25 protein-coding genes and 1 tRNA gene are annotated in these 23,062 nt (G+C 69.2%); 13 read left to right on the forward strand and 13 right to left on the reverse strand.

Going from position 1 to position 23,062, the window contains the following annotated elements; all coding sequences use genetic code 11:
• On the reverse strand, positions 1 to 723 hold the full coding sequence (locus ACWDNU_RS15165) for an SDR family NAD(P)-dependent oxidoreductase (protein WP_449669244.1): 723 nt from the start codon (positions 721 to 723) through the stop codon (positions 1 to 3).
• A gap of 25 nt (positions 724 to 748) precedes the next feature.
• Here ACWDNU_RS15165 and ACWDNU_RS15170 point away from each other — a divergent pair, with 25 nt between their 5' ends.
• From ACWDNU_RS15170 to ACWDNU_RS15180, 3 genes are read left to right on the forward strand one after another with little or no spacing between them, the layout of a single operon-like run.
• Entirely contained in the window at positions 749 to 1,282 is a 534-nt protein-coding gene (locus ACWDNU_RS15170) for a MarR family winged helix-turn-helix transcriptional regulator (protein WP_370934060.1), read from the forward strand.
• 10 nt (positions 1,283 to 1,292) lie between these two features.
• The gene (locus ACWDNU_RS15175) at positions 1,293 to 1,691 is read left to right on the forward strand and encodes an NUDIX hydrolase (RefSeq protein ID WP_370934059.1); all 399 of its coding nucleotides are present in this window, start codon (positions 1,293 to 1,295) and stop codon (positions 1,689 to 1,691) included.
• Positions 1,691 to 2,071, forward strand: a complete 381-nt coding sequence (locus ACWDNU_RS15180; protein ID WP_449669245.1) for a VOC family protein — start codon at positions 1,691 to 1,693, stop codon at positions 2,069 to 2,071. The genes ACWDNU_RS15175 and ACWDNU_RS15180 overlap by 1 nt, the downstream gene beginning before the upstream one ends.
• A gap of 4 nt (positions 2,072 to 2,075) precedes the next feature.
• Here ACWDNU_RS15180 and ACWDNU_RS15185 read toward each other — a convergent pair whose 3' ends face one another.
• On the reverse strand, positions 2,076 to 2,666 hold the full coding sequence (locus tag ACWDNU_RS15185) for a TetR/AcrR family transcriptional regulator (protein ID WP_134667546.1): 591 nt from the start codon (positions 2,664 to 2,666) through the stop codon (positions 2,076 to 2,078).
• Between the two features lie 219 nt (positions 2,667 to 2,885).
• Entirely contained in the window at positions 2,886 to 3,845 is a 960-nt protein-coding gene (locus tag ACWDNU_RS15190) for an acyl-CoA desaturase (protein ID WP_449669246.1), read from the reverse strand.
• 197 nt (positions 3,846 to 4,042) lie between these two features.
• Between ACWDNU_RS15190 and ACWDNU_RS15195 the strand changes: the two genes are divergently transcribed.
• From ACWDNU_RS15195 to ACWDNU_RS15210, 4 genes are all read left to right on the forward strand, one after another.
• A tRNA-Gln gene (locus tag ACWDNU_RS15195) sits at positions 4,043 to 4,114 on the forward strand.
• Between the two features lie 90 nt (positions 4,115 to 4,204).
• Positions 4,205 to 5,884 carry a GGDEF domain-containing protein gene (locus ACWDNU_RS15200; protein ID WP_370934057.1) on the forward strand — a complete coding sequence of 560 codons (1,680 nt, stop codon included), beginning with the start codon at positions 4,205 to 4,207 and terminating at the stop codon, positions 5,882 to 5,884.
• A gap of 45 nt (positions 5,885 to 5,929) precedes the next feature.
• Positions 5,930 to 7,426 (forward strand): bifunctional UDP-N-acetylglucosamine diphosphorylase/glucosamine-1-phosphate N-acetyltransferase GlmU, encoded by a 1,497-nt coding sequence (gene glmU / locus ACWDNU_RS15205; RefSeq protein WP_449669247.1) that lies wholly within the window; start codon positions 5,930 to 5,932, stop codon positions 7,424 to 7,426.
• Positions 7,423 to 8,403 (forward strand): ribose-phosphate diphosphokinase, encoded by a 981-nt coding sequence (locus tag ACWDNU_RS15210; protein WP_116200125.1) that lies wholly within the window; start codon positions 7,423 to 7,425, stop codon positions 8,401 to 8,403. Before glmU ends, ACWDNU_RS15210 begins: the two co-directional genes overlap by 4 nt.
• 334 nt (positions 8,404 to 8,737) lie before the next feature.
• Here ACWDNU_RS15210 and ACWDNU_RS15215 read toward each other — a convergent pair whose 3' ends face one another.
• Complete coding sequence (locus tag ACWDNU_RS15215) at positions 8,738 to 8,863, reverse strand: hypothetical protein (RefSeq protein ID WP_449669248.1); 126 nt, start codon at positions 8,861 to 8,863, stop codon at positions 8,738 to 8,740.
• A 238-nt stretch (positions 8,864 to 9,101) separates the two neighbouring features.
• Entirely contained in the window at positions 9,102 to 9,527 is a 426-nt protein-coding gene (locus ACWDNU_RS15220) for a pyridoxamine 5'-phosphate oxidase family protein (protein WP_370934055.1), read from the reverse strand.
• A gap of 96 nt (positions 9,528 to 9,623) precedes the next feature.
• Here ACWDNU_RS15220 and ACWDNU_RS15225 point away from each other — a divergent pair, with 96 nt between their 5' ends.
• On the forward strand, positions 9,624 to 10,496 hold the full coding sequence (locus ACWDNU_RS15225; protein ID WP_449669249.1) for a TIGR03621 family F420-dependent LLM class oxidoreductase: 873 nt from the start codon (positions 9,624 to 9,626) through the stop codon (positions 10,494 to 10,496).
• On the opposite strand, the gene ACWDNU_RS15230 is transcribed toward ACWDNU_RS15225, so the two are convergent.
• A complete protein-coding gene (locus ACWDNU_RS15230) occupies positions 10,432 to 11,106 on the reverse strand; it encodes a TetR/AcrR family transcriptional regulator (protein WP_449669250.1) in 675 nt (224 codons plus the stop codon). The two genes, ACWDNU_RS15225 and ACWDNU_RS15230, sit on opposite strands and share 65 nt — an antisense overlap.
• A 122-nt stretch (positions 11,107 to 11,228) precedes the next feature.
• On the opposite strand from ACWDNU_RS15230, the gene ACWDNU_RS15235 reads away from it, so the two are divergent.
• The gene (locus ACWDNU_RS15235; RefSeq protein WP_370934052.1) at positions 11,229 to 12,074 is read left to right on the forward strand and encodes an esterase/lipase family protein; all 846 of its coding nucleotides are present in this window, start codon (positions 11,229 to 11,231) and stop codon (positions 12,072 to 12,074) included.
• Between the two features lie 49 nt (positions 12,075 to 12,123).
• Here the strand turns inward: ACWDNU_RS15235 and ACWDNU_RS15240 are convergent, their stop codons facing one another.
• A complete protein-coding gene (locus ACWDNU_RS15240; protein ID WP_449669251.1) occupies positions 12,124 to 12,768 on the reverse strand; it encodes an NAD(P)-dependent oxidoreductase in 645 nt (214 codons plus the stop codon).
• 102 nt (positions 12,769 to 12,870) lie between these two features.
• The gene (locus ACWDNU_RS15245; RefSeq protein WP_370934050.1) at positions 12,871 to 13,986 is read right to left on the reverse strand and encodes a hypothetical protein; all 1,116 of its coding nucleotides are present in this window, start codon (positions 13,984 to 13,986) and stop codon (positions 12,871 to 12,873) included.
• A gap of 326 nt (positions 13,987 to 14,312) precedes the next feature.
• Here ACWDNU_RS15245 and ACWDNU_RS15250 point away from each other — a divergent pair, with 326 nt between their 5' ends.
• The 3 genes from ACWDNU_RS15250 (at position 14,313) to ACWDNU_RS15260 (ending at position 16,177) form a co-directional block, all read left to right on the forward strand.
• Positions 14,313 to 14,912: a 50S ribosomal protein L25/general stress protein Ctc gene (locus tag ACWDNU_RS15250; protein ID WP_449669252.1), complete on the forward strand. Its 600-nt coding sequence runs from the start codon at positions 14,313 to 14,315 to the stop codon at positions 14,910 to 14,912.
• A 10-nt stretch (positions 14,913 to 14,922) separates the two neighbouring features.
• Positions 14,923 to 15,516 (forward strand): aminoacyl-tRNA hydrolase, encoded by a 594-nt coding sequence (gene pth, locus ACWDNU_RS15255; protein ID WP_370934048.1) that lies wholly within the window; start codon positions 14,923 to 14,925, stop codon positions 15,514 to 15,516.
• A 292-nt stretch (positions 15,517 to 15,808) separates the two neighbouring features.
• The gene (locus ACWDNU_RS15260; protein ID WP_370934047.1) at positions 15,809 to 16,177 is read left to right on the forward strand and encodes a DivIVA domain-containing protein; all 369 of its coding nucleotides are present in this window, start codon (positions 15,809 to 15,811) and stop codon (positions 16,175 to 16,177) included.
• Positions 16,178 to 16,243: 66 nt separating this feature from the next.
• Here ACWDNU_RS15260 and ACWDNU_RS15265 read toward each other — a convergent pair whose 3' ends face one another.
• The 5 genes from ACWDNU_RS15265 to ACWDNU_RS15285 form a co-directional block, all read right to left on the reverse strand.
• Entirely contained in the window at positions 16,244 to 17,932 is a 1,689-nt protein-coding gene (locus tag ACWDNU_RS15265) for a fatty acyl-AMP ligase (RefSeq protein WP_449669253.1), read from the reverse strand.
• Positions 17,933 to 17,999: 67 nt separating this feature from the next.
• Positions 18,000 to 18,548 (reverse strand): nuclear transport factor 2 family protein, encoded by a 549-nt coding sequence (locus ACWDNU_RS15270; RefSeq protein WP_449669254.1) that lies wholly within the window; start codon positions 18,546 to 18,548, stop codon positions 18,000 to 18,002.
• A 115-nt stretch (positions 18,549 to 18,663) separates the two neighbouring features.
• Entirely contained in the window at positions 18,664 to 19,743 is a 1,080-nt protein-coding gene (locus ACWDNU_RS15275; protein WP_449669255.1) for a PucR family transcriptional regulator, read from the reverse strand.
• Positions 19,744 to 19,753: 10 nt separating this feature from the next.
• Entirely contained in the window at positions 19,754 to 21,523 is a 1,770-nt protein-coding gene (locus ACWDNU_RS15280; protein WP_449669256.1) for an ABC-F family ATP-binding cassette domain-containing protein, read from the reverse strand.
• Between the two features lie 52 nt (positions 21,524 to 21,575).
• Positions 21,576 to 22,544, reverse strand: coding sequence for a 4-(cytidine 5'-diphospho)-2-C-methyl-D-erythritol kinase (locus ACWDNU_RS15285; RefSeq protein ID WP_370934042.1), 969 nt, complete (start codon positions 22,542 to 22,544; stop codon positions 21,576 to 21,578).
• A 256-nt stretch (positions 22,545 to 22,800) separates the two neighbouring features.
• On the opposite strand from ACWDNU_RS15285, the gene ACWDNU_RS15290 reads away from it, so the two are divergent.
• Positions 22,801 to 23,062: hypothetical protein (locus tag ACWDNU_RS15290; protein ID WP_449669257.1), on the forward strand; the 262-nt coding region annotated here is incomplete at its 3' end.

Here is a 23,062-nt window from a genome sequence, read left to right on the forward strand (position 1 = left end):
TCAGCCGACGTACGCGCCGCCGTTCACGTGCACGACCTGGCCGGTGACGTGTCCGGCCGCCGGGGAAGCCAGGAAACGCACCACCTCGGCGACGTCCTCCGGTTTGCCCGCGCGTTTCGTCATCGTGTTCTCGACCAGCCGCTCCTGGCGTTCGGCGGAAAGCTTGCCGCGGAAGAATTCCGTGTCCACGATCAACCCCGGCGCGACGATATTCGCGGTGATCCCCCGCTGACCGAATTGGCGAGCGGTTTCGGTATTCCACACTTCCACTGCGGCTTTCGCCCAGCCATACGACTCAGCACCGGTGTGCCCGGCGATCGAGCCGATGGTGACAATGCGCCCGTGGTCGGCCAGTCGCTCCCCCAGCGCCGACGTCACGAAGGCGGCGGAGAACAGATTCGCCCGGATGTTGGTCGTCCAGGCAGCGTCGAGCGCCGTTAGCCCCCGACCGTCGGAACGCAGGAAATCCGTATTGCCGCCAGCGTTGTTCACCAGCACGTCGACCCGTTCGGGCAACTGCTCGCACGCCGCCTCGACCGCCTCGGGATCGCTCGCGTCGAAGCTCACCGCACGCGCGCCGAGCAGCGTCGCCGCCTCGGTGAGCACGTCCTCGCGCCGTCCGGTGATCGTGACCCGATCGCCGTCCCGGACAAACGCCGCGGCGGTCGCGTATCCGATTCCGGTGCTGCCCCCGGTCACTACTACGTCCCGATTCATCCCCACGTCCTTTATTGCTAAAGTACCTCTTGTGGACGACGGTACCGGCGGCGGGGAAAACCCGTCAAGCGACGAGGTGGACGAGATTCAGCGGGCGTGGCTGCGAGAGCGGCCGGGCACGCCGGTGTCGTCCATCGGCGTGATCACGCGGATCTGGCACATCGCGAAGCTGCTGGAGGAAGACCGGCGCGCGACGATGCTGGAGCTCGGGATGGACGCCTCCACCCGCACCCTGCTCAGCACGCTGCGCCGCGCCGGGCCGCCGTACCGGCTCAGCGCGGGCGAACTCGCGAAACACTGCCGGGTCAGCCCGGGCGCGATCTCCCAGCAGACCGCCCGCGCCGAACGCGACGGCCATGTCCGCCGGGTGAAGTCCACTTCGGACCGTCGCGGGGTGTACGTCGAACTGACCGAGGCCGGCCACGAGCTGATCGAGCGAACCGTCGGAGATCTGCTGGAACACGAGGAAACCCTGGTGTCCGCGCTGTCCCCGGCGCAGCGCGATCAGCTGGCCGATCTCCTGCGCATCCTGCTCGCGGACCTCGACCGGCGGGCGCGCAGGTAAGGTGGCGGACATGCCCACCATCGACAAAGTCGCCTGGCTGCACGTGGTCGACGGCAAGCTGCTCGCCGCGCGTTCCGCTGGCAAGGACACCTGGTACCTGCCCGGCGGGAAACGCGAAGAGGGCGAGTCGGACGTCGAAACGCTGGTCCGGGAAATCGCCGAGGAGCTGAGCGTCACGCTGGATCCGGCGTCCGCGCAACTGGCCGGAGCCTGGGAAGCGCAGGCGCACGGCAAAGCGGACGGCGTCGTGGTGCGGATGACTTGCTACACCGCGGAGTACGCCGGCGAACTGAAGCCGAGCAGCGAGATCGAGTCGTTCGGCTGGCTCGCCCACGCCGACCGCGACCGGGTGTCGGCGACGGTCCAGCTGATCCTCGACGACCTGCACGCACAAGGAAAACTCGCCTAATGCTGCGACTCGGGACAACAGTGCTCGGAGTCGCCGACGTCGACCGCGCGATGCGGTTCTGGTCCGCGGCGCTCGGGCTCGTCGAGGATCCGGAATGGGCGACTGAGTCGTGGCGAACCCTGGCCCACCCCGGCGGCGCGCACGCACTGGGGTTGATGCGCAGCGAATCGCCCGCCGAAGCGAAACCGCGGCTGCACCTGGACCTCTACACCGACACCGCGGACGAGCAACGCGCCGAAGTGGAACGACTCGTCGGACTCGGCGCACAACGGGTCGACTGGGACCATTACCCGCCCGAGCCGGACTTCGTCGTCCTCGCCGACCCGGACGGCAACCTGTTCTGCGTAGTGGATCTGAGCAACGCGCCGTCCGGCAGCTGAGAATTCAGCCGAGCAGCCGGGGCTTGTTTTCCAGGTGCGACAAGCCATTCCAGGCGAGATTCACCAGATGCGCGGCGACCTCGTCGCGCTTCGGTTTGCGTGCGTCCAGCCACCACTGCCCGGTGAGCGCGACCATGCCGACGAGCGCCTGCGCGTAGAGCGCGGACAGCTTCTCCTCATATCCGCGCGCGGCGAACTGCTGCGCGAGGATGTGCTCGACCTGGCTGGCGATGTCGTTGAGGACAGTCGAAAACGTGCCGGTGGAACTGGCGACCGGGGAATCGCGCACGAGAATGCGGAAACCGTCGTGGGAATCCTCGACGTAGCTCAGCAACGCGACGGCGGCCTGCTCCAGCATCACCCGCGGATGTCCGCCGTGGAGCGTCGAGATCATCCGGTCGAGCAGCAGCTGCGTCTCCCGGTCGACGACGACGGCGTAAATGCCTTCCTTGCCGCCGAAGTGCTCGTAGACGACCGGTTTGGACACGTTCGCCCGCGCGGCGATCTCCTCGACCGACGTGCCGTCGAAACCCTTTTCGGCGAACAGAGCGCGTGCCACGTTGAGCAGCTGCTGCCTGCGCTCGCTGCCCGTCATGCGCACCCGGGCGACCGGTGCGGCCGGCCGCGCGCCGGTGACCGCTGCTTCTCGCTTCGCCCGTCGTCTCCCCGCCATTCGCAGCAGGGTAGCGGGCTTGGGCCAGGCGGGCTGCAGCGAGCCGCTCGTCGTCGCGGGCTTAAACAGGAATAAACCCCGCCGAGTGACGGGGTTCATTCACGAGCGCGCGCCGGGAAACTCAGCCCGGCAAAGGGAAACCTACTTGGCCTCGGCCGCGATCCGGGCCAGCCGCTGCGGGGTCGGCCAGCGGACGTCGTGCACCCAGCCGAACTTCTCGAACATCCAGATCAGCCGCGCCGACATGTCGATCTGGCCGCGCTTCACGCCGTGCCGGGCCGAGGTCGGGTCCGCGTGGTGCAGGTTGTGCCACGACTCGCCGAAGGAGAAGATCGCCAGCGGCCAGAAGTTCGCCGAACGGTCGCGGGCGGCGAACGGGCGTTCGCCGATCATGTGGCAGATCGAGTTGACCGACCAGGTCACGTGGTGCAGCACGCACACGCGGACCAGACCAGCCCAGAAGAACGCGGTCACCGCGCCCCACAGCGACCACGAGATCAGCCCGCCCAGCAGCGCCGGCCCGAACAGGCTCACCAGCGACCACAGCCAGAACAGGTCGTCGACCTTGCGGATGGCCGGGTCCTTCACCAGATCCGGCGCGAACCGCGCCTGGTTGCTCTGGTCGCGGTCGAACAGCCAGCCCATGTGCGCGTGCCAGAAACCCTTGGCGATGGCCAGCGGCGAGGTGCCGTACGCCCACGGCGAGTGCGGGTCGCCGTCGCGGTCGGAGAACGCGTGGTGGCGCCGGTGGTCGGCCACCCAGGTGATCACCGGCCCCTGCAAGGCGATGCTGCCCGCGATCGCCATCACGACGCGCAGCCACGGCTTGGCCTTGAACGAACCGTGGGTGAAGTAGCGGTGGTAGGCGACGGTGATGCCCAGCCCGCTGATCCCGTAGAACACGACGAACAGCGCGACGTCCAGCCAGGTCAGGCCCCAGCCCCAGGCGAACGGAACCGCGACCAGCAGCGCCACGATCGGCAGCAGCACCCCGAAGTACACCGACAGCTGAACGCCGATCCCGCGCTGTCCGTCGATGATCGGCTTGGGTCCCTTCGGCGGGTCGCCCGCTGGCTGAGAACGATCGAGGGTGGCCGTCATGCGCTCACTTCTTTCCTCTCACAACCCCTTGCGAAGGGTGCCCTTACCTACGGTGTCGTAAGTTACGGTACAGGAGGTTTCCGGCGCTGTGGAGGCCCGAAAAGTCCGATTGCCCGGTGCCCGGGACGGCCCTGTGGCGCACGCCTCCCCCTCCTGGCGCCCCCGTCCTCGATCATCGCTATCCTGACCAGGACCGATCCGCCGTAGTGTAATCGGCAGCACTTCAGATTTTGGTTCTGACAGTTCAGGTTCGAATCCTGGCGGCGGAGCTGCACATCCGGCGAGGGCGATGGGAGTGGGGGCGGCTGAGCGAGGAACCGAGCGACCCCGCGGGCGCCCGTCGCCCGACCCTGGTCGAGATGTCGGACGCGTGGCTGGTCGGGCGCGCGCGGGAACTCATCGCGGCCGTTCAGCGCCAGGAGCACGAAAACCAGCTCGAGATCGTCAAGATCATGGACGAGCTGCTCGAGGAGACTCTGCGCCGGGGAGAACCCACGCTCGTCGCCCAGCTGCTGCGCGCCTCCGCCTTCTCCCGGCTCGTCACCCGCGGCCTCGCCGCCGAGGCCGAACCCCGGCTCGACGAGATGCTCGCGCACACCCGGCGGCACGGTCTGTCCCTGCTTCGTGCGGACGCGCACGCGCTGCGCGGACGACGGCTCGTGCTCGCCGCGCAAGAGGACGCCGCGCTCACCGAGATCGCCCGCGCGCTCGCGATCCTCGACGACTCCACGATCCCGGACCGCCAGGTCGGCGTCCGCAACTGGAACCGCATGCAGTCGATGGCGCTCATCGACTGCTGGATAGTGCTCAACCAGCTCGGCGTCTACGAGGCCGCCGAAGAGGTGATCGGCCGCGCGCACCAGGCGATCCGGGAAAGCGCGAGCCCGCACGAGATCACCCTGCAGCTGATGAACCGGGTCAAGATGCTGCTCGGCTGGGGCCTGCGGCTCGAACGGATCGAGCAGTACGACGAGTCGGCGGAGAAGTTTCGGACCGCCGCGTCGATGGCGGTGGCCGCGGAAGGCCCGTTCGCCGAATCGCTCTTCCCGCGCAAGATCGGGGTGTCGGCGGTCGACCAGGTCGGCGTGCTGGCCGCGGCGCTCGCGCTGCACGACCCGGCCGCCGAGCACGTCGAACGGCTGCAGGGCATGCATCTCGGCCACCACTATCCGCACGAGCAGGAGCTGGTCGCCATCGCGCTGGCCCGCTGCCTCGACCAGGCCGGCCGTCGCAGCGACGCGCTGCAAGTGCTGCGCGAGGCCCGCGACGTGCTGGCCGAGGACGTCTCGCAGCCGTCGATGCGGCTCACCCTCTCCCGCGAACTCGCCCGGCTCGACCCGGAAGCCGCGAGCCAGTCGCTGATCGACTACGCGACCGCGCTGGAAACCGAAATGTGGGCGCTGCGCGAATCGCAGATCGCCACCCTGAACGCGCGCCGCGAGCATGAACGGCTGTCCGCCGAGCACGGCGCGATCACCCAGCAGGCACTGCAGGATCCGCTCACCGGCCTGCCGAACCGGCGCGCGCTCGACGAACGGCTGCGCTCGCTGGCGTCGTCGGCGGACGCGCAGCCGCTCGCGGTCGCGCTGGTCGACCTCGACGGGTTCAAGGGCGTCAACGACAAGCAGTCGCACGCCGAAGGCGACAACGTTTTGCGTGTTGTCGCAAGCACTCTCCGCGACGCTTTGCGCGGCGACGACGTCGTGGCCCGCTACGGCGGCGACGAATTCATCGTGCTGCTGCCCGGCGCACCGGCGTCGGCGGCGAAGATGGCGCTCGGCCGCGCGGCCAAATCCGTCGCGACACTGCCGCATCACCTCTCGCACGGTGTGACTTTGTCCATTGGTCTCGTGTCGCTGCGTCCGCAGGAGCGGGCCGAGCAGGTGCTCGCGCGCGCGGATGCGGCGATGTACGAAGCGAAACGCGGCGGTGGCAACCAGGTAGCGTCGGCCAATTCGATGGCGGGCGACGGCATGGGCGGCTGGCCTGGGGAAACGGCTCCGACCGACCCCGCGTGGAGCGCTGAGGACCCCACGTAGGATCGTTGGTGCTCGTCAACGCACCGGTGAATCGTTGGGAGACTCGTGAGCGGCCCGCTGAGCACGCTGATCCTCGCTGCGGGTGAGGGCACCCGCATGCGTTCCTCCACTCCTAAGGTGTTGCACCCGATCGCCGGAAGGCCGCTGGTGGAACACGCAGTGCGCGCCGCCGCCGGCCTCGCGCCGCAGCATCTGGTGGTCGTGATCGGACACGGCCGCGACGCCGTGCGCGCCGAACTCGACCGGGTCGGGCAGGCGCTCGGCCGCGAGGTCGCCACCGCCGTGCAGGAAGAGCAGAAAGGCACCGGGCACGCCGTTTCGTGCGCGCTGGCCGAACTGCCGGAAGGACTCACCGGCACCGTGGTCGTCAGCTACGGCGACGTCCCGCTGCTGGACACCGAAACCCTGGAAGCGCTCCGCGCCGAGCACACCAAGGCGGGCAACGCGGTCACCGTGCTCACCGCCGAGGTCGCCGACCCGACCGGATACGGCCGCATCGTCCGCGGCGCCGACGGCTCGGTCAGCGCGATCGTCGAGCACAAGGACGCGACGCCGGACCAGCGGGCGATCACCGAAATCAACTCCGGGGTGTACGCCTTCGACGCGGCCGTGCTGATCGACGGCCTGTCGCGGCTGTCCACCGACAACGCGCAGGGTGAGCTTTACCTCACCGACGTCCTCGGCATCGCGCGCGAGGACGGCAAGGGCGTCGGCGCGCTCGTGGTCGACGACCCGTGGGTCACCGAGGGCGTCAACGACCGCGTGCAGCTTTCGGTGCTCGGGGCCGAGTACAACCGCCGCATCGTGCGCCGCTGGCAGCGCGAAGGCGTCACGGTCACCGACCCGAACACCACCTGGATCGAGGCGGACGTCACGCTCTCCCGTGACGTGCTGATCGAGCCGAACACGCAGCTCAAGGGCCGTTGCTCGGTCGGCGAGGGCTCCGTTGTGGGCCCCGACACCACGCTCACCGACGTACAGATCGGCGCGGGCGCTTCGGTCGTCCGCGTACACGGTTCCGGCTCTGAGCTGGGCGACGGCGTGAATGTCGGTCCGTACACGTTCCTGCGGCCGGGCACGAAGCTCGGCGCGAAGGGCAAGCTGGGCGCGTTCGTCGAGACGAAGAACGCGCAAATCGGCACCGGAACCAAGGTGCCGCATCTCACTTATGTAGGCGACGCGATCGTCGGCGAGCACAGCAACATCGGCTGTTCCAGTGTGTTCGTGAACTACGACGGGGTGGCCAAGCACCAGACCGTTGTCGGTTCGCATGTCCGGCTTGGGGCGGACAACACGCTGGTCGCGCCGGTGCGGATCGGGGACGGCGCTTACAGTGGAGCCGGTGCGGTGATCCGCGACGACGTCCCGCCTGGCTCACTGGCGCTGTCGGCCGGTCCGCAGCGCACCATCGAAGGCTGGGCGGTCCGGCGCAGGCCGGGCACGCCCGCGGCGGAGGCAGCGGAAGCTGCTCTCGCCGCCCAGCAGCAGGACACCGTTGTGTCCGAGTCAGCAGCAGGAACCGACGGGGAGTCGCCAGCATGAGTCCGAAGTCAGGTACGCCGAAGAAGAATCTGATGCTCTTCTCCGGCCGTGCGCACCACGAGCTCGCGGAAGAGGTCGCCAAGCACCTCAACGTGACGATCACCCCGCAGACCGCGCACACGTTCGCCAACGGCGAGCTGTTCGTGCGGTTCGAGGAGTCGGTGCGCGGTACCGACGCGTTTGTGATCCAGGCGCACACCACGCCCATCAACGAGTACGTGATGGAGCAGCTGATCATGGTGGACGCGCTGAAGCGCGCGAGCGCCAAGCGGATCACCGTGGTCATGCCGTTCTATCCGTACGCCCGCCAGGACAAGAAGCACAAGGGCCGCGAGCCGATCTCGGCGCGGCTCATCGCGGACCTGTTCAAGACCGCGGGCGCGGACCGGATCATGACGGTCGACCTGCACACCGCGCAGATCCAGGGCTTCTTCGACGGCCCGGTCGACCACCTGATGGCGCAGTCGGTCCTCGCCGACCACATCAAGTCGACGTACGGCAACGCGGACATCACCGTTGTTTCGCCGGACTCGGGCCGCGTGCGCCTGGCGGAGAAGTGGGCGCAGCAGCTCGGCGACCGGCCGATCGCGTTCATCCACAAGACGCGCGACCCGGACAAGCCGAACCAGGCGGTGGCGAACCGCGTGGTCGGCAAGGTCGAGGGCAAGCTTTGCGTGCTGATCGACGACATGATCGACACCGGCGGCACGATCGTGAAGGCCACTGAGGCGTTGTTGGAAGAGGGAGCGGCGGACGTGGTCATCGCGACCACGCACGGCATCCTCTCCGACCCGGCGACTGAGCGGCTGTCGCAGTGCAAGGCGCGCGAGGTCATCGTGACGAACTCGCTGCCGATCCCGGAAGAGAAGCGCTTCCCGGGGCTGACGGTGCTGTCCATCGCGCCGATGCTCGCGGAAGCCATCCAGCAGGTCTTCGAGGACGGCTCGGTCACCTCGCTGTTCGACGGCAACGCCTGACGCTTTTCTGAACGGCTTTGAACGACGCGGCCCGAGTTGGCGGGTGCGGCCTGAGACAGGTCGCATCGGTTGACTCGGGTCGCGTTGTTTGGTGACTGCGCCCCGGTTGCCGAGTGGGGCTCGGCTCAGCAGTGCAGGCTGCGCCGACGGCACGGTGCGACGCAGGCTGGGTTGCCGCCGTGCGCAGACGGGGTCGCCCCCGTGCGCAAGCAACGTCGACCGGTCCAAGCCCGCGCCGCCGATCCAGGCGCACCGTCCAATCCGGACCGCATCGCCCGGCTCAGCCGCGCTGCCCCGCCGAGGCCCGCGCAGTCTGGCCCAACCGCCGCTCAGCTCAAGCCACGGTCGCCCAGCCCAGCCGCGCCACCTCGGCCGACCGCGCCACGACACCCGGCCGCACCACTGCGGACCAGCCGCGCCACGCCACCCCGGCCCCACCACCGCAGTCCAGCAGCGCCACGCCACTCCAGCCGCACCACCCCAGCCCAGCCGCGCCACCTCGGCCGACCGCGCCACCTCGCCACGCCGAGCCCGCGCCTGACCGAAGCAGCTGTCCAGGCCGCGTTGGATCCGTCCAGGCGCCACCGCGTTCAGCGCCGCCCGAAAACCGCGCCGCCGCTACCGAGCAGCCGTGCCGCCCTCACCCGTCAAAGACACCCCCTCCACTCCTCGCTTCGTTCCTCACCAAGCCCGAGGCGTCACACCGCGCCCATGTCCGAAGACAACCACCTCTCCGGCCGCATATGGATCGCCATGTGCTCCCCCAGTTGCGTCCGCTCGTACTCCACATACCCGGCCACCTTGTCCGCTGGCAGGTATCGCGAAGCCATCTCCCACGTCAGCTCGTAGCTGCCCGGCCGCGTCCGCACCACCGGGCCCTCCACGGACACGTACCGCACCGTCGGTTCGAGACGTTGCACCATCAGGCTGAACCGGCCCGCCGCCTCGATCGCCTTTGCCTTGCGCGAGTTCGGTTCCGTGATCACCCACAGCTCGCCGCCCGGGGTGTACTGGTACCAGATGGGCACCGTCAGCGGCGCGCGGTCGGGGCGCTCGACCACGGCGAGCGCGCCGATGTGCGGTTCGGCCAGAAACTGTTCCCGTTCTTCAATCGACAACACCATGCCTCCGAAGCTAGCGACGGGGTACGACAAAAACCGGGTTCCGCCGGCGGCGAAAACCGATGCGTCACCCGTCCGGGACTGGCTAGCGTCACTGCCATGGGGAAATTCGAATTCGGCGTCAGCCTGCGGCTCACGGCCGACGGCGCTGAGTGGACCGAAAAATGCCGGTGCGCCGAGGAACTCGGTTACGACCACCTGACCGTGCCCGACCATCTCGGGCCGGGGCGGTTGTCTCCGTTCCCCGCGCTCACGGCCGCCGCCGCGGTGACCGAGCGGGTGCGGGTCGGCACCTTGGTGTCCAATGTGCCCTTCTACAACCTGGCGCTCTTCGCCCGCGATGTCGCCACCACCAACAAACTCACCCAAGGCCGCTTCGAACTCGGGCTCGGCTCGGGCCACATGAAACACGAGTTCGACGACGCCGGGCTTCCGTGGCGCAAAGCCGCCGACCGGATCACGTACCTCACCGAAGGTCTCGCCGAACTGCGCACGCGCGTCGAGGACGAGGGCGGTATGCCGAAGCTGCTGATCGCGGGCAACAGCGACGGCGTGCTGAAGCTCGCGGCGGAACAGGCGGACATCGCCGGGTTCGCCGGTCTCCGCCAGGATCGCGGGCGTCCGCCGGGCACGTTCGTGCTCGACAACGACGTGGCGATGGACGAGCGGGTCGCGTATTTCCGTTCCCTCGCAGGGGATCGCGAGATCGACTACAACATGCTGATCCAGCGCGTCGTGGTCACCGATGATCGCCGCCAGGCCGCCGCGGAATGGCACGCCGAGACCGAGGAACGCAGCGCTGCGGACGTCGACGAGCTGCTCAAAGCGCCGCAGCTGCTCTTCGGCACAGTGGACGAAATGGTGCAGCAGCTGATCGCGCACCGCGAACGGTACGGCTTCTCCTACTTCACCGTTTTCGAGGCGATGATAGAGACTTTCGCTCCGGTGGTGGCTGAGCTGCGAGGTCGCTAGCCGCCTGCACCTTCGCGACGGCGTCGCCAGCGATCAGTGTCAGCACCTTGCCGAGGAGACCGTCTGGCACAGCTTCGTCGTCGATATCGGCTTCCACGGCCAAACCGTTGCTCAACGCGAGCAGCACGACAGCGAATTCCTCGGCAGGCAAAGGAAGTTCGAGGTCCAACCCCTCGGCGAGCCGGTTCAACGCACGCGCGATCGTGTCGCGAACCTCCCGGCGGCGCCGGCGCAATGCGTCGCGCCGCCGGTCGTCTTGGTGCGCCATCGCGAAAAACTCGGCCAGCAGCCGGTGCCACACCGCGTCGGCGCGCATTTCGTACATCAGCACCGCGGCGACGTTCGCGAGCCCCGCGCCGCCGTCGTCCGCTTCGGCGAAACTCGCCAGGCTCGCCTCGAGCCGGTGCGCGGCGTGCTCTTCCATCAACGCCAGCACCAGTTCGTCTTTCGACGCGAAACTCGAGTAGACCGCGCCTTTCGTCAGCCCGGCGGCCGCGGCGACCTCGGTCAGTTTCGTCGCGGCGATGCCCTGTTCCCCGAACACGGCGAAGGCCGCGTCGAGGATGCGCCGCCGGGTCTCCGCCCGCGTCGGCCGCGTCCGGCCGGTCATCGGCTTCTCCCTCATCCGGGGGTTGACACTGGCTCAGCCCACTCAATACCTTCAGGTATCCAATACCCACGGGTATCCAGTGTCAAGGACTCTGTCAAGGACGACAGGGAAGGACCGCTCCGATGAGGTTGCGCATCGTCCTGGCCGCCGCGGCATTGCTGACCGCCGCGTTCGCCTCCCCAGCCACCGCCGCCACGGCAGGCGGCGTCAACGATCCCGCGTGCCGGCCGAGCGCGGCGCATCCGCGTCCGGTGGTGTTCCTGCACGGACTCGGCGCGACGTCCTATGAGGACTTGAACTATCTGCAGGATCACGTCGCGGCCAAGGGATACTGCACCTTCAGCCGGACCTACGGCGCGTACCCGCAGTTCCCGGTCGTCGGCGGACTCCGCCCGATCGCCGACTCCGCAACGGAAATCAAGCAGTTCATCGGCGAAGTACTGACCGAAACCGGTGCGGCGCAAGTGGATCTGGTCGGCCACTCCGAGGGCGGCTTCCAATCCCTGTACGTCACGAAGACGCAAGGCATCGCGGACCGCATCGGCTCCGTGGTGTCGATCGCGCCGCCCACGCACGGCACGACGTTCGCCGGGCTGACGAAGCTGGCGTATCTGCTGGGCGCACGCGACGAGGTCGGCAAGGCGCTCACCGCGTTCGGCTGCCCGGCTTGCGACAACCTGATCACCGACGGCAGCGCGGTCCAGACGCTCACGAACGGTCCCATCGCGCAGCCCGGCGTGCGCTACACCGTGCTCACATCGCGGTTCGACGAACTGGTCACGCCCACCGAAACGTCCTTCGTGCGCGAGCCGGGCGTCACGAACGAATACGTCCAGGACACCTGCCCGTTCGACCCGGTCGGACACATCGGCGAGGCCTACGACCTCAACGTCTGGAACCTGGTCACCAACGCGCTCGACCCGGCGCACGCCGAGAAATTCCTTTGCACCGCCGGATCCCCCGGCTGACACACAGCAAAAACCCGGTGGTGCCAACAAGCACCACCGGGTTCCACCATCAGTAAGCCAACGTGAACCGCGCCCGCGAGTGCTTCGGCTCCTCGATCTCGTCCACGAACGCGATCGCCAAGTCCGCACCGCTGATGTGCGACCGCCCCTCGGCGTCGCTGACCAGCACGTCGCCGCCGAGACGGAACTTGCCGGTGCGCTCGCCGGGGATCCAGGAACCGAACTCGGCCGCCGGGCTGACGTAGAACCAGTCGACATCCGCGGGGAGCTCGCGAAGCGCCTCCAGGACGAGGACGTGGCTGCCCGCCTCCGGCTTGTATTCCTCCGGGAATTCCGGGGTGTCGATCACGCGCGGCCCGTCCTCGCTGACCCGCAACGAACCGGCGCCGCCGACAACCGCCAGCCGCGCGCCGTTCGCCCGGGCCGCTTCCACCAGCGTCGGCAGAGCGTCCACCAGGCGACGGCCCTCGTCGTCCGCGCGGCCCGGCGTCGCGATCACGAGCACGTCCGCGCCCTTGGCCACCGAAGCGACGAAGTCCGCGTCGTGCATCGACCCCGACCGCGCCTCGACACCAGAGGGCAAGCCCTCGGCCTTGCGCGCGACCCCGGTCACGGAGTGCCCGCGCCGCAGCGCCTCGTCGGTGATCCGGCCGCCGGCGAATCCCGTTGCGCCGAACACCACCAGCTTGCTCATTGCCGCTCCTCGAAAAGAAAGTCCGTCTCGTCGCAGCCGATGGTAAGGACGGGTCTTCGGCTACTTCAACGGAAGAAACGCACCCCGAGGTGAGCGTGCAGGTCAGCCGCCGAGCGCGGCGAACGCGGTGGCCAGTTTCGCCTTCACCGCGTTCGCGTCGACCGCCGACCGCACCTCGGCGACCGCCGTCGGCTTCGCCAGCACCTGGTAACTCGCGGTGCGGTTGGGCAGGGTGAACTTGACCGAGCAGGACATCGTGATGGTCGCGTCCGCGGCGGCGTCGCCTTCCGTGGCGCAGGTTTGCGAGCCGAGCGAGTCCGCGCTGATCTCCACCGAGAGCTTGATGTGCACATTCGGTTTGGAGCCCGGCTGATTGCCGACGACGCTGTTCGAAACGTCCACTGTGGTCTTGCAGGAACCGACGTAATCCTGGCAGTCGAGTTTGTCGTTGAGCACCGTGACGCTCGCCTGCGCGAGCCCGTCGAACGGCTGCCCGATGGCGTCGACCGCGGCGTTGAAATCGGTGTGGAACTGCTTGATCTCCGCGACGCTGAGCGGCCGGACCCGGAACGCCGCGCCCAGCTTCGGGCCGCCGCGCGGGTCGAGCAGCGCGGGCGCGAACCCGGCGACCCGGTGCGGTTCGGCGGTGGTCACCTGGAGCGCGCCGCCGAGGTCGTACACCTCGGTGCCGTCCGGCAGCTTCTGCTTCTGCGGAGCGCCAGAGCCGAGTCCGCCGAGCGCCTTGCGCAGTTCGCCGGCGAGCTTCGGCGGGGCCAGCCGCGCGGCCGGGTCGACCGGCAGTTCGCTCCCGACGGTGTGCACCCATCCGCCGCCGAACTGGGTGCTGTTCTCCTCCAGCCCGTGCGACTTCCAGTAGTCCGCGTCGGCCGCGAGGTACAGCTGCCCGTCCGGTTCGGTGATCCGCACCGACTTGCCTTCCAGCGGCAGCGCGCCGAAGCCGTTGCCGTCGCGCGCGACGCGGTACGTCAGCGTCGCCGGGTTGCCGGCGCCGTCCTTCAGCGTCGCGTCGTACTGCAGCGCCGGTGCCTGCTCCAACGCCTGAAGCGCGGCGTCGACCGCCGTCTGCTGCTGCGCGCGCTGCTCGGCCAGCTGCCGGTCAGCGTCGGACAGTCCCGCCGTGCCGGTCACCGCGACCTGGCAGCCCGCGAGAAGCCCACCCAGCAGCACCAGTGCTGTCGCAGTCCATCTAGCCCGCATGTCGGCCGCCCCTCTTTCGCGGGAATCATGCCACCCCCAAGAGATCGACGGGCGGCACGGGAATTGTGTCGTCACCCACCCGCGAGGGGGAGCGTGGGCCGACCCGGTGGGTGCCCGCGCGGACCGGCTGGTTTACACTTCTCGGGTTGTCTCGGCGAGGCGGGTGCGCCTGTAGGTGCCCGGCGTGATCGACGCGGCGGCTCGAGAAGCCCCGTGGTCATTTCGCGCCCGCAATCTCGCCGCCGTGCACAACCGCCCCCCGAGCAGAGATCGACGATCCCCGCCGCCCCCTGCCGCACGTCGTGTGATTGAAGGAGTGCTACACCGTGTCCGAGGTACGTCTTTCCGTCGAACCGCGCACCGAGTTCGGAAAGGGTGCCGCCCGCCGCACCCGTCGCGCCGGCAAAATCCCCGCGGTGCTCTACGGGCACGGCTCGGACCCGCGGCACTTCGCGCTGCCGGCCATCGAGTTCGCCCGCGTCGTCCGCGAGAACGGCACCAACGCCGTCATCACGCTCGACCTCGAGGGCTCCAGCGAGCTGGCGCTGACCAAGACCATCGTGGTCCACCCGCTCAAGAACTACATCGAGCACGTCGACCTGCTGGTCGTCAAGCGCGGCGAGAAGGTCACCGTCGACGTCCCGGTCGTCGTCTCCGGCACCGCGGGCCCGGGCACCCTGGTCGCCCAGGACCTCGACACGATCCAGGTCGAGGTCGAGGCGCTGCACATCCCCGAGCAGTTCGAGGTCTCCGTCGAGGGCATCGAGGCCGGCACCCAGATCACCGCGGGCGAGGTCACCCTGCCCGCCGGCGCCGAGCTGGTCACCGACGCCGAGGCGCTCGTCGTCGCCGTCAACGAGGCTCCGCGCGGTGCCGCTGACGAGGACGCCGAAGCCGAGGAAGCCTCCGCCGAAGCTGCCGAATAAGCTCTCTTTCGTGAGTGAAGACGTGCCTGGGGCCGGCGAGCAGATTCTGCTCGCCGGCCTTGGCAATCCCGGGCCGCAGTACGCCGGGAACCGGCACAACGTCGGGTTCATGGTGCTCGACGAACTGGCCGGCCGGATCGGCGGGAAGTTCAAGGCGCACCGCAGCGGGGCCGAGGTGCTCGAAGGCAGGCTCGCGGGCGCCCGCGTCGTGCTGGTGAAGCCGCGGTCGTTCATGAACCTCTCCGGCGGTCCGGTGGTCGGCGCGGCCCGGTTCTTCAAGGTCCCGCCGTCCGGCGTCGTGGTGGTGCACGACGAACTGGACGTCGATTTCGGCGCGCTGAAGCTCAAGCTCGGCGGCGGCGACAACGGCCACAACGGACTGCGGTCCATCACCAAATCGCTCGGCACGCGTGACTACTACCGCGTGCGCTTCGGCATCGGGCGTCCGCCGGGCAGGCAGGATCCGGCGGATTTCGTGCTGAAGGATTTCTCGACGGTCGAGCGCAAGGAGCTCCCGTTCGAGGTCGACCGGTGCGCGGACGCGACCGAGGCGTTGATTTCGCGGGGGCTGGCGGCGGCGCAGAACGCTTTCCACGCCGCCTGATTTTTTGCCCGGTTCCGCCCCAATGTGGCATTGGGTGCATCTGACGCACCCAATGTGGCGTTCGGTGCGTCCTACGCACCCAATGCCACATTGGGGAGTTCAGGCCCCTCCGCACGTTGTGCGTGTGGGTGAGCGGCTGTGGCCGTGCGTGATGGAATTCTCACTCGATGGGCGGCTTCTGGGGCCCTGATCGAGTCGTCCGGGCGGCCGCGGGCTTCCCGGGGTGGCCGGGACCGGTTAGGACGGATTCAGGAGAACGCATCACCCCGACCCCTGAATCGGAGAATGATCCATGTCGTTTACCGCCGAGGATCTCGCTGAGGTCGCTTTCGGTAACGCCCCGATCGGCCGGCGCGGCTACGCCAAGCAGGAGGTCGACGACTTCGTGCGGCGGATCGCCAAGACGATCGCCGACGAGGACGACCTCACCGCGGCCGAGGTCCACCACGTGCTGTTCTCCAAGCCGTTGATCGGCAAGCGCGGGTACGACGAGCGCGAGGTCGACCAGTTCCTCGACGAGGTGGAGGCGCAGCTGGCCGAACTGTCCGGAAGGCGGGCCCCGATGATCCCGGGAAGCCGCGACCACACCGAGGCCACCGCGGGACGCGCCTCCTGGCCCGTCGTCGCCGAGGCACCGGCCGAACGGCTGCCCGGCCGGTAAGACCTAGACGCGAAGGCCGCTGCGATCCCTCGCAGCGGCCTTCGTCGCGTTCCGGCGCGGAAAAGATCAACTATCGGCGTTCTTAGCGATCTTCTCCGCGTACTGCACCGCGGTAGCCGCCCGCTTCACCTTGCCGGAAGGGGTCTTGGGCAAGCTCCCCGCCGGAAGCACCACCACGGCGAAGGGACGCATGTCGACCGCGTCTCGGACCCTTGCGGCGATTTCCTTGGACAGGCGGGTTTCCTCGGCGGCGTCACCGGCCAGTTTGGATTCCACGACCACGGCGAAGCGTTCGCGGCGGCTGCCCGCGTCCAGGCGGACCGCGACCGCGTTGCCCGCCCGGACGCCGTCCACCGAGCCCGCGGCGCGTTCGATGTCCGTCGGGTACAGGTTGCGGCCGCCCATGATGATGACGTCCTTGCGCCGGCCGCAGATCACGATCTGGCCGCCGGCCAGGTAACCCAGGTCGCCGGTCTTCATCCAGCCGTCCGGGTCCTGGGTGTTCAGCGGGCCGTTGACGGTCAGGTAGCCCGGGGTCACGGCCTCGCCGCGCAGGCGGATCTCGCCGACCTGGCGTTCGCCCAGAACCGCACCGGATTCGTCGACGATGTCGGCTTCAAGACCGTCCAAGGGGCGGCCCAGCAGGGCGAACGAGCGGACCTCGTCCGTGCCGCGCCGGGGGTCGCCTTCCGGGACGGGCACTGCGCGGTTGTCGGCTTCCAGGGCGTCCGCTTCGACGACGTCCAGGGTGAGGCCGGTGAACAGCGGCGCGAACGAGACCGCCAGCGTCGCCTCTGCCATGCCGTAGGCGGGGAACACGCACTCGGGCGGCATCTTGAAGCGCTTCCCGGCGTCCACAAAGGTCTGCACGGCCGTTTCGTCGATCGGCTCCGCGCCGTTGAGGGCGATGCGCAGCTTCGACAGGTCGTAGGCATTGTCGTCCTCGACCCGGGCCATGCGCTTGCCGACGATGGCGTACGCGAAGTTCGGCGCGGCCGTCGTGGTGCCGCCGTATTTGCTGATCAGCTCCGGCCAGATCAGCGGGCCGGTCAGGAATTCGACCGGGGTGATCTTGACCAGTTCCACGCCGAACGTCATCGGCACGGTCAGGAAGCCGACCATGCCCATGTCGTGGAAGGTCGGCAGCCACGACACCATCACGTCGGTGTCGAACTCGAACTCCGCGCGGTCGACCATCGCCTTGACGTTGGTGTACAGGTTGCCGTAGGTGATCCGGACGGCCTTCGGCTCCGCGGTGGATCCGCTGGTCAGCTGTAGCAGCGCGGTGTCACCCTCGGCAGTCTTCACGATCTCGGCCAGCGGTTCGGCGGCGGCCAGGTCGGAGATCAGCCGGTAGCTGATGCCCTTGCCCTCGAGCACCGGGGCGAGCTGGTCGAACGGTTCGCCCAGCACGACCAGTTCGGCCCCGATCATCTCGAGCACCTTCACCGTGTCCTCGGCCCATTCGGCGAGGTCGGTGCGCGGCGTCGGCTGGTGCAGCATCGTCACGCTGCCGCCGGTGAGCCACACCGCCTGCACGGTCGGCGCGATGAGCACCGGCGCCGCGGCCAGCACCGCCACCGCGCTTCCCGGCTTCAATCCGCCGCTGACCAGCCCGCCCGCGATCCGGCGCGCTTCGTCGTGCACCTGGGCCCAGGTCCGGCGCACCGGCTCCTTGGGCTCGCCGGTCACCATGCCGCGCCGTTGCCCCCGGTCCGCCGCAGTCCCGACGAGTGTGTCCACAAACCGACTCATGTGCGTCAGATTACTGTCCGGTTTTTCCCGCCCCGCCCGCGGCGGCGTGAACAGCGGATGTCCGGCGTCAGACGGGTTGCGGACGCACCCGGTCCAAGTACGCCTGCGGCAGCTCGTCGCGGGTCAGTTTCCGGAATTCCAGCGGCCCGGACGTGTACGAATCCTCTGCGGTGATCAGGCCGTCCTCGTCGACCGGCCACACGATCAGCTGCCTGCTGACATACAGGTAGTCCGCGTCGGCGTCGTCCACCGGGAAACCCATCTGCTGCGCGGTCGCGCCTGGCAGGAGCATGTGCAGATCGCCTTCAGTAACGAGAGCATGATCGTCAACAACGAGGCGGTCCATCCGGTATTCGAGGTGGTTCGCCTTGCTCGCCACGAAAGCCGCGTAGTACTCGCGGACGCCGTCGTGGCCCTTCGGTCCGCTGTCGCCGCTCGCGCCCCAGAAGTGATACGCGGCGTCCTTGCTGACCGTCGCCATCAGGCGATCGAGGTCCGGCTCGGCTTCGGCCTTCATGTGTTCCAGGACGATCTCGAGCACCTGCCGGTGCCGGGGATTCGTGGTCGTCTCGAGCCGCTGTTCGAGCATCTGCCAGGTGCGGGTGGGGTCGATCATGGGCGTCCCTCCGGGAAACGCGCGTCGTTGCGCGTGCTCGATCGTCGCTGGCGAGCCCCGACGGGTCAGCCGACGCGCGTCGCCGGATCCGGCCGGTCGGCGCGACGGGCGTCGCCTACCCGACGTCGCCCAGCGTGCGATCCGACGTCACCAATCGCCGGGCCAGCAGCGCGAACGTCGCTTGGAAGCGGTCCATCGCGTCTTCGAGCCGCCAGCCGGTCGCCGCTTCGATCCGGCCCAGGCGAGCCGCGACGGTGCTGTGGTGGAGGTTCAATTCGGTTGCCGTCCGCCGGAGCGCGCCGAAGACGCAGTACGACTCAAGCGCTTCCACGTCGAGTGCGCCGCCGGGCGTCCGGGCGTGGGTTTCGAGCGCCGCTACGCCTGGGGTCGCCGCAAGTTGGGACGGCGGCAATTCCGCAAGCAGGACAAGGACTCCGAGCGGTCCGTACGGCACGGCGCGGCGACCGAACACAGTGGACGATGCGAAGCGCAGCGCGGTGCGGGCTTGCTGCCAGGACACGGGCGCGTCAGCTGCCGCGGCTGGCTCGCCGATGCCGATCCAGATGTCCACGGCTCGGTCAAGTCCCGTTGAAGCCGGATGGCGGGCGGCGAGGCCGTTGTGCAAGCGCCCGGCTAACTCGCGCGGCGCTGGGCCGCCTTGGGTCAGCGCGAGGGTCAGGCGGCCCAAGCGGTGGTGGTGCAGCCGACCGGCTCCGGCGCGGGCGAGCGCGTCGAGGCCGTCTTCCGGAGCACCGGCTAGCACCAAAGCGGTGACCGGCTGGTCGAGGTCGTAGCCAAGCAATTGCAGAGCGCGCAAGCGATCCCGGCGTTGTTCGCGGGACGAGACGGCGATCTCCAGCAGGCCGGGTTCGCCGAGCCGGAGCGACGGACTGGGCCGGGCGGCGCGCAGAGCGCGACGGAGTTGGTCGAGCAGGACGACATCGAGCGGATGCGGTGCGGGCCGGTCGATCTGGACGTCGTCCAGCGGCGGTCCGGAAATCGGCGAGCCCGCGCCGTCGAACCAGACGGATTCCCCGCCGAGGACGGCGCCGACCGGGCAACCCGCGACGAGCGCCGCCGACCGGACCACCGCGTCGGGCGCGAGGCCGGTCAGCGCGTCGAAATGCGCGATCAGCCGCAGCACCGACGTGGTGTCGGCGCGCAGCATCGACAGCCGCGGAACGTCGTCGTCCATCCGCCGATTGTCACTCGGCGAGTTCGGACGTCTCCAGCCACCGCGCCTCGACGTCGTCCTTCTCCGCCAGGACGGCCTTCAGGTCGGTGTTCAACTCGATCAGCTTCTCCGGGTCGGTGGCCGCCTCCGCCAGCGCGGCGTGCAGCTTCTCTTCCCGCTTCGCGAGCTGGTCCAGCTTCCGTTCCAGCCGACTCAATTCCTTCTGCGCCGCACGGGTTTCCGCCGCACTGCGCTTGGCCTCGGTCTTCTCCGCGGCCGGTGCCTCGCGACGCGGCGCTGCTTCCTTCGCGCGGGCGCGGCGCTGCAGGTACTCCTCGATGCCACCCGGCAGGTGCGTGACCTTGCCGTCGCCGAGAAGCGCGTACGTGGCGTCGCAAACCCGCTCGACCAGGTACCGGTCGTGCGAGACCACCACCATCGTGCCCGGCCAGCCGTCGAGGAGGTCTTCGAGCTGCTGCAGGGTGTCGATGTCCAGGTCGTTCGTCGGCTCGTCCAGCAGCAGCACGTTCGGCTCGGCCATCAGCAACCGGCACAGCTGCAGCCGGCGGCGTTCGCCACCGGAGAGGTCGCCGACCGGCGTCCACTGGCGGGCGGCCGGGAAGCCGAGCTTCTCGCCGAGCTGCGACGCGGTCATCTCCTGTTTGCCGAATACGACGCGGCCGGCGATCTGCTCGATCGCTTGCAGCACCCGGAGATCGGCGGGCAGGTCGTCGAGTTCCTGGCGCAGGTGCGCGAGCGCGACCGTCTTGCCCTGCACCCGCCGTCCGGTCGGCGATTCGACGTCGCCGCCCAGCAGTTTCAGCAGCGTGGTCTTGCCGGAGCCGTTCACACCGACGAGACCGATCCGGTCGCCGGGGCCGATCCGCCACGTCACGTGGTCGAGCAGCGTCCGGTCGCCGACCCGCAGCGATGCGTCTTCCAGCTCCAGCACGGTCTTGCCGAGCCGGCGCTTCGCGAACGCCATCAGCTCCACGGAATCGCGCGGCGGCGGCACATCTGCGATCAACGCCTCGGCGGCCTCGACGCGGTAGCGCGGCTTCGACGAACGCGCCTGCGGACCACGCCGCAGCCACGCCAATTCCTTACGCGCCAGGTTCTGCCGCTTCTCCTCCGCGGTCGCGGCGAGGCGGGCACGTTCGGCGCGCGCGAAAATCCAGTCGGCGTAACCGCCTTCGTACTGCTCGACCCGGCCGTTCGCGACTTCCCAGGTGAGGCTCGCGACGGTGTCGAGGAACCACCGGTCGTGCGTGACGACCACGACCGCGATCCGGCGGCCCAGCAGGTGATCGGCGAGCCAGCGCACGCCTTCGACGTCAAGGTGGTTAGTGGGCTCGTCGAGCACCACGAGGTCCAGTTCGCCGGTCAGCGCGGCGGCCAGCGCGACGCGACGGCGTTCGCCACCGGACAGGTTCGCGGTCGGGGTGTCGAGGCCGATCGCGGTGATGCCCAGACCGTCCACAATAGACCGCACGCGCGCGTCGGCAGCCCATTCGTGCTCGGCGACGTAGCGCTGCAGCACCACGTCGCCGACCGTGCTGCCCGCGGGCAGCTCCGTGCGCTGGGTGACGACGGCCATCCGCAGGTCGCGCACCTGGCTCACCCGGCCGGAATCGGGCTCGCTCAGTCCGGAAAGGACTTCGAGCAGCGTCGTCTTGCCGCCGCCGTTGAGCCCGACGACGCCGATGCGCTGCCCCTCGGCGACGCCGAGGGAAACGTTGTCCAGCAACGGCTTCACACCGTAGGACTTGCTCACCGATTCCAGGTTGACCAGGTTGGCCATCCGGATCCTTTCCACTGTGGACTGTTGATTCAAGCTTGGTTTCAGGCGGTGGTCAGGCGTGCACGCGCGGGGGCGCGTTGCGCGGCGCGTCGTCGCCGCCGACCACCCGGGCCCCGGGCACCGGCCCGTGCGCGACCCGGACCGTCCGGCACACTCCCGCGCCGGACAGCTCCGCGGCCACCTCGACCGCGGTTTCCGCGTCGGAGCACAGGAACGCGCACGTGGGCCCGGAGCCGGACACGCATCCGGCCAGCGCGCCCGCGTTCACCCCGGCGCGCAGCGTGCGGCGCAACCCGGGCCGCAGCGACACCGCGGCCGCCTGCAAATCATTGCCGAGCAGCAGCGCGAGCTGGCGAGGATCCCCCGACGCGAGCGCCTCCACGACCGGCGTGTGCGACCCGATCCGCGGCGGCTTCCCGTCGGCACGCAGCCGGTCGAGTTCGCCGAACACTTTGGGGGTGGACAGGCCTTCCTCGTCGAAGGCCAGCACCCAGTGGAACGTGTGGCGCGCGAGCACCGGCACGAGCTGTTCGCCGCGACCGGTGCCGAGCGCAGTGCCGCCGTACAGCGCGAAGGGCACGTCGCTGCCCAGGCTCCCGGCGATGGTGGCCAGCTCGTCGCGCGTGACGTCGAGCTTCCACAGCGACGAGAGCCCGACGAGCGCCGCCGCCGCGTCCGCACTCCCGCCCGCCATGCCGCCGGCGACCGGAATGCCCTTGCGCAGCACGATTCGCACCTTCGGCGCATCCGCGTCCGGCCGTCCGGCGTAAGAGGCCAGCTCGCACGCCGCGCGCCAGGCGAGATTGGTGCCGTCGGTGGGCACCGTGCGCTCCCCCTCGCCGTACACCTCGAGCCCAGGCTCGTCGGCGGCCGCGACGGTCACCTCGTCGGTGAGCGAAAGCGCCTGGAAGACAGTGACCAGCTCATGGAACCCGTCCGCCCGCAAGTCCCCCACGGCCAGGTGCAGGTTGACCTTGGCCGGGACCCGGACGGTGACTGGTGGCGGAACGACTGCGAGCACCCGTCCAGCCTACGTGGCACCGCCCCGCCGGGGCTCACCAGGAGAAAAACCCGCCCCGGATTCACGCCGGAAACTCAGGACACTCGTCCTAACAATCCGGACACACGCCCCAAGAAGCTGACCCCGAGGACGATCCACGACAGCGAGCCCCGCCCGCCGAGCGCGACACCCTTCCCGCGCGCCTCCCCCACAGACCTCCGACCGCGACCGCGCAGATTCATCGCCACCGCCGCTAATCGCGTTGGCAGCAGCGGCGGTGGCGTTGGTGGCAGCGGTGGCGATGGTGGCGTTGGTGGCAGCGGTGGCGATGGCGGCAGTGGCAGTGGCAGTGGCGATGGCGATGGCGATGGCGATGGCGATGGCGATGGCGATGGCGATGGCGATGGCGATGGCGATGGCGAAAAAATCAACCAACCTCACGAAAACCGCAATGCGAACCTGGACCACAACGCGGGATCGCGCCGGCGTTTGGGGGCTGACCGGCGTGATAGGCCGAAGGCCCGTCACGCCGGTCAGCC

Source organism: Amycolatopsis sp. NPDC003676, from assembly GCF_053587275.1.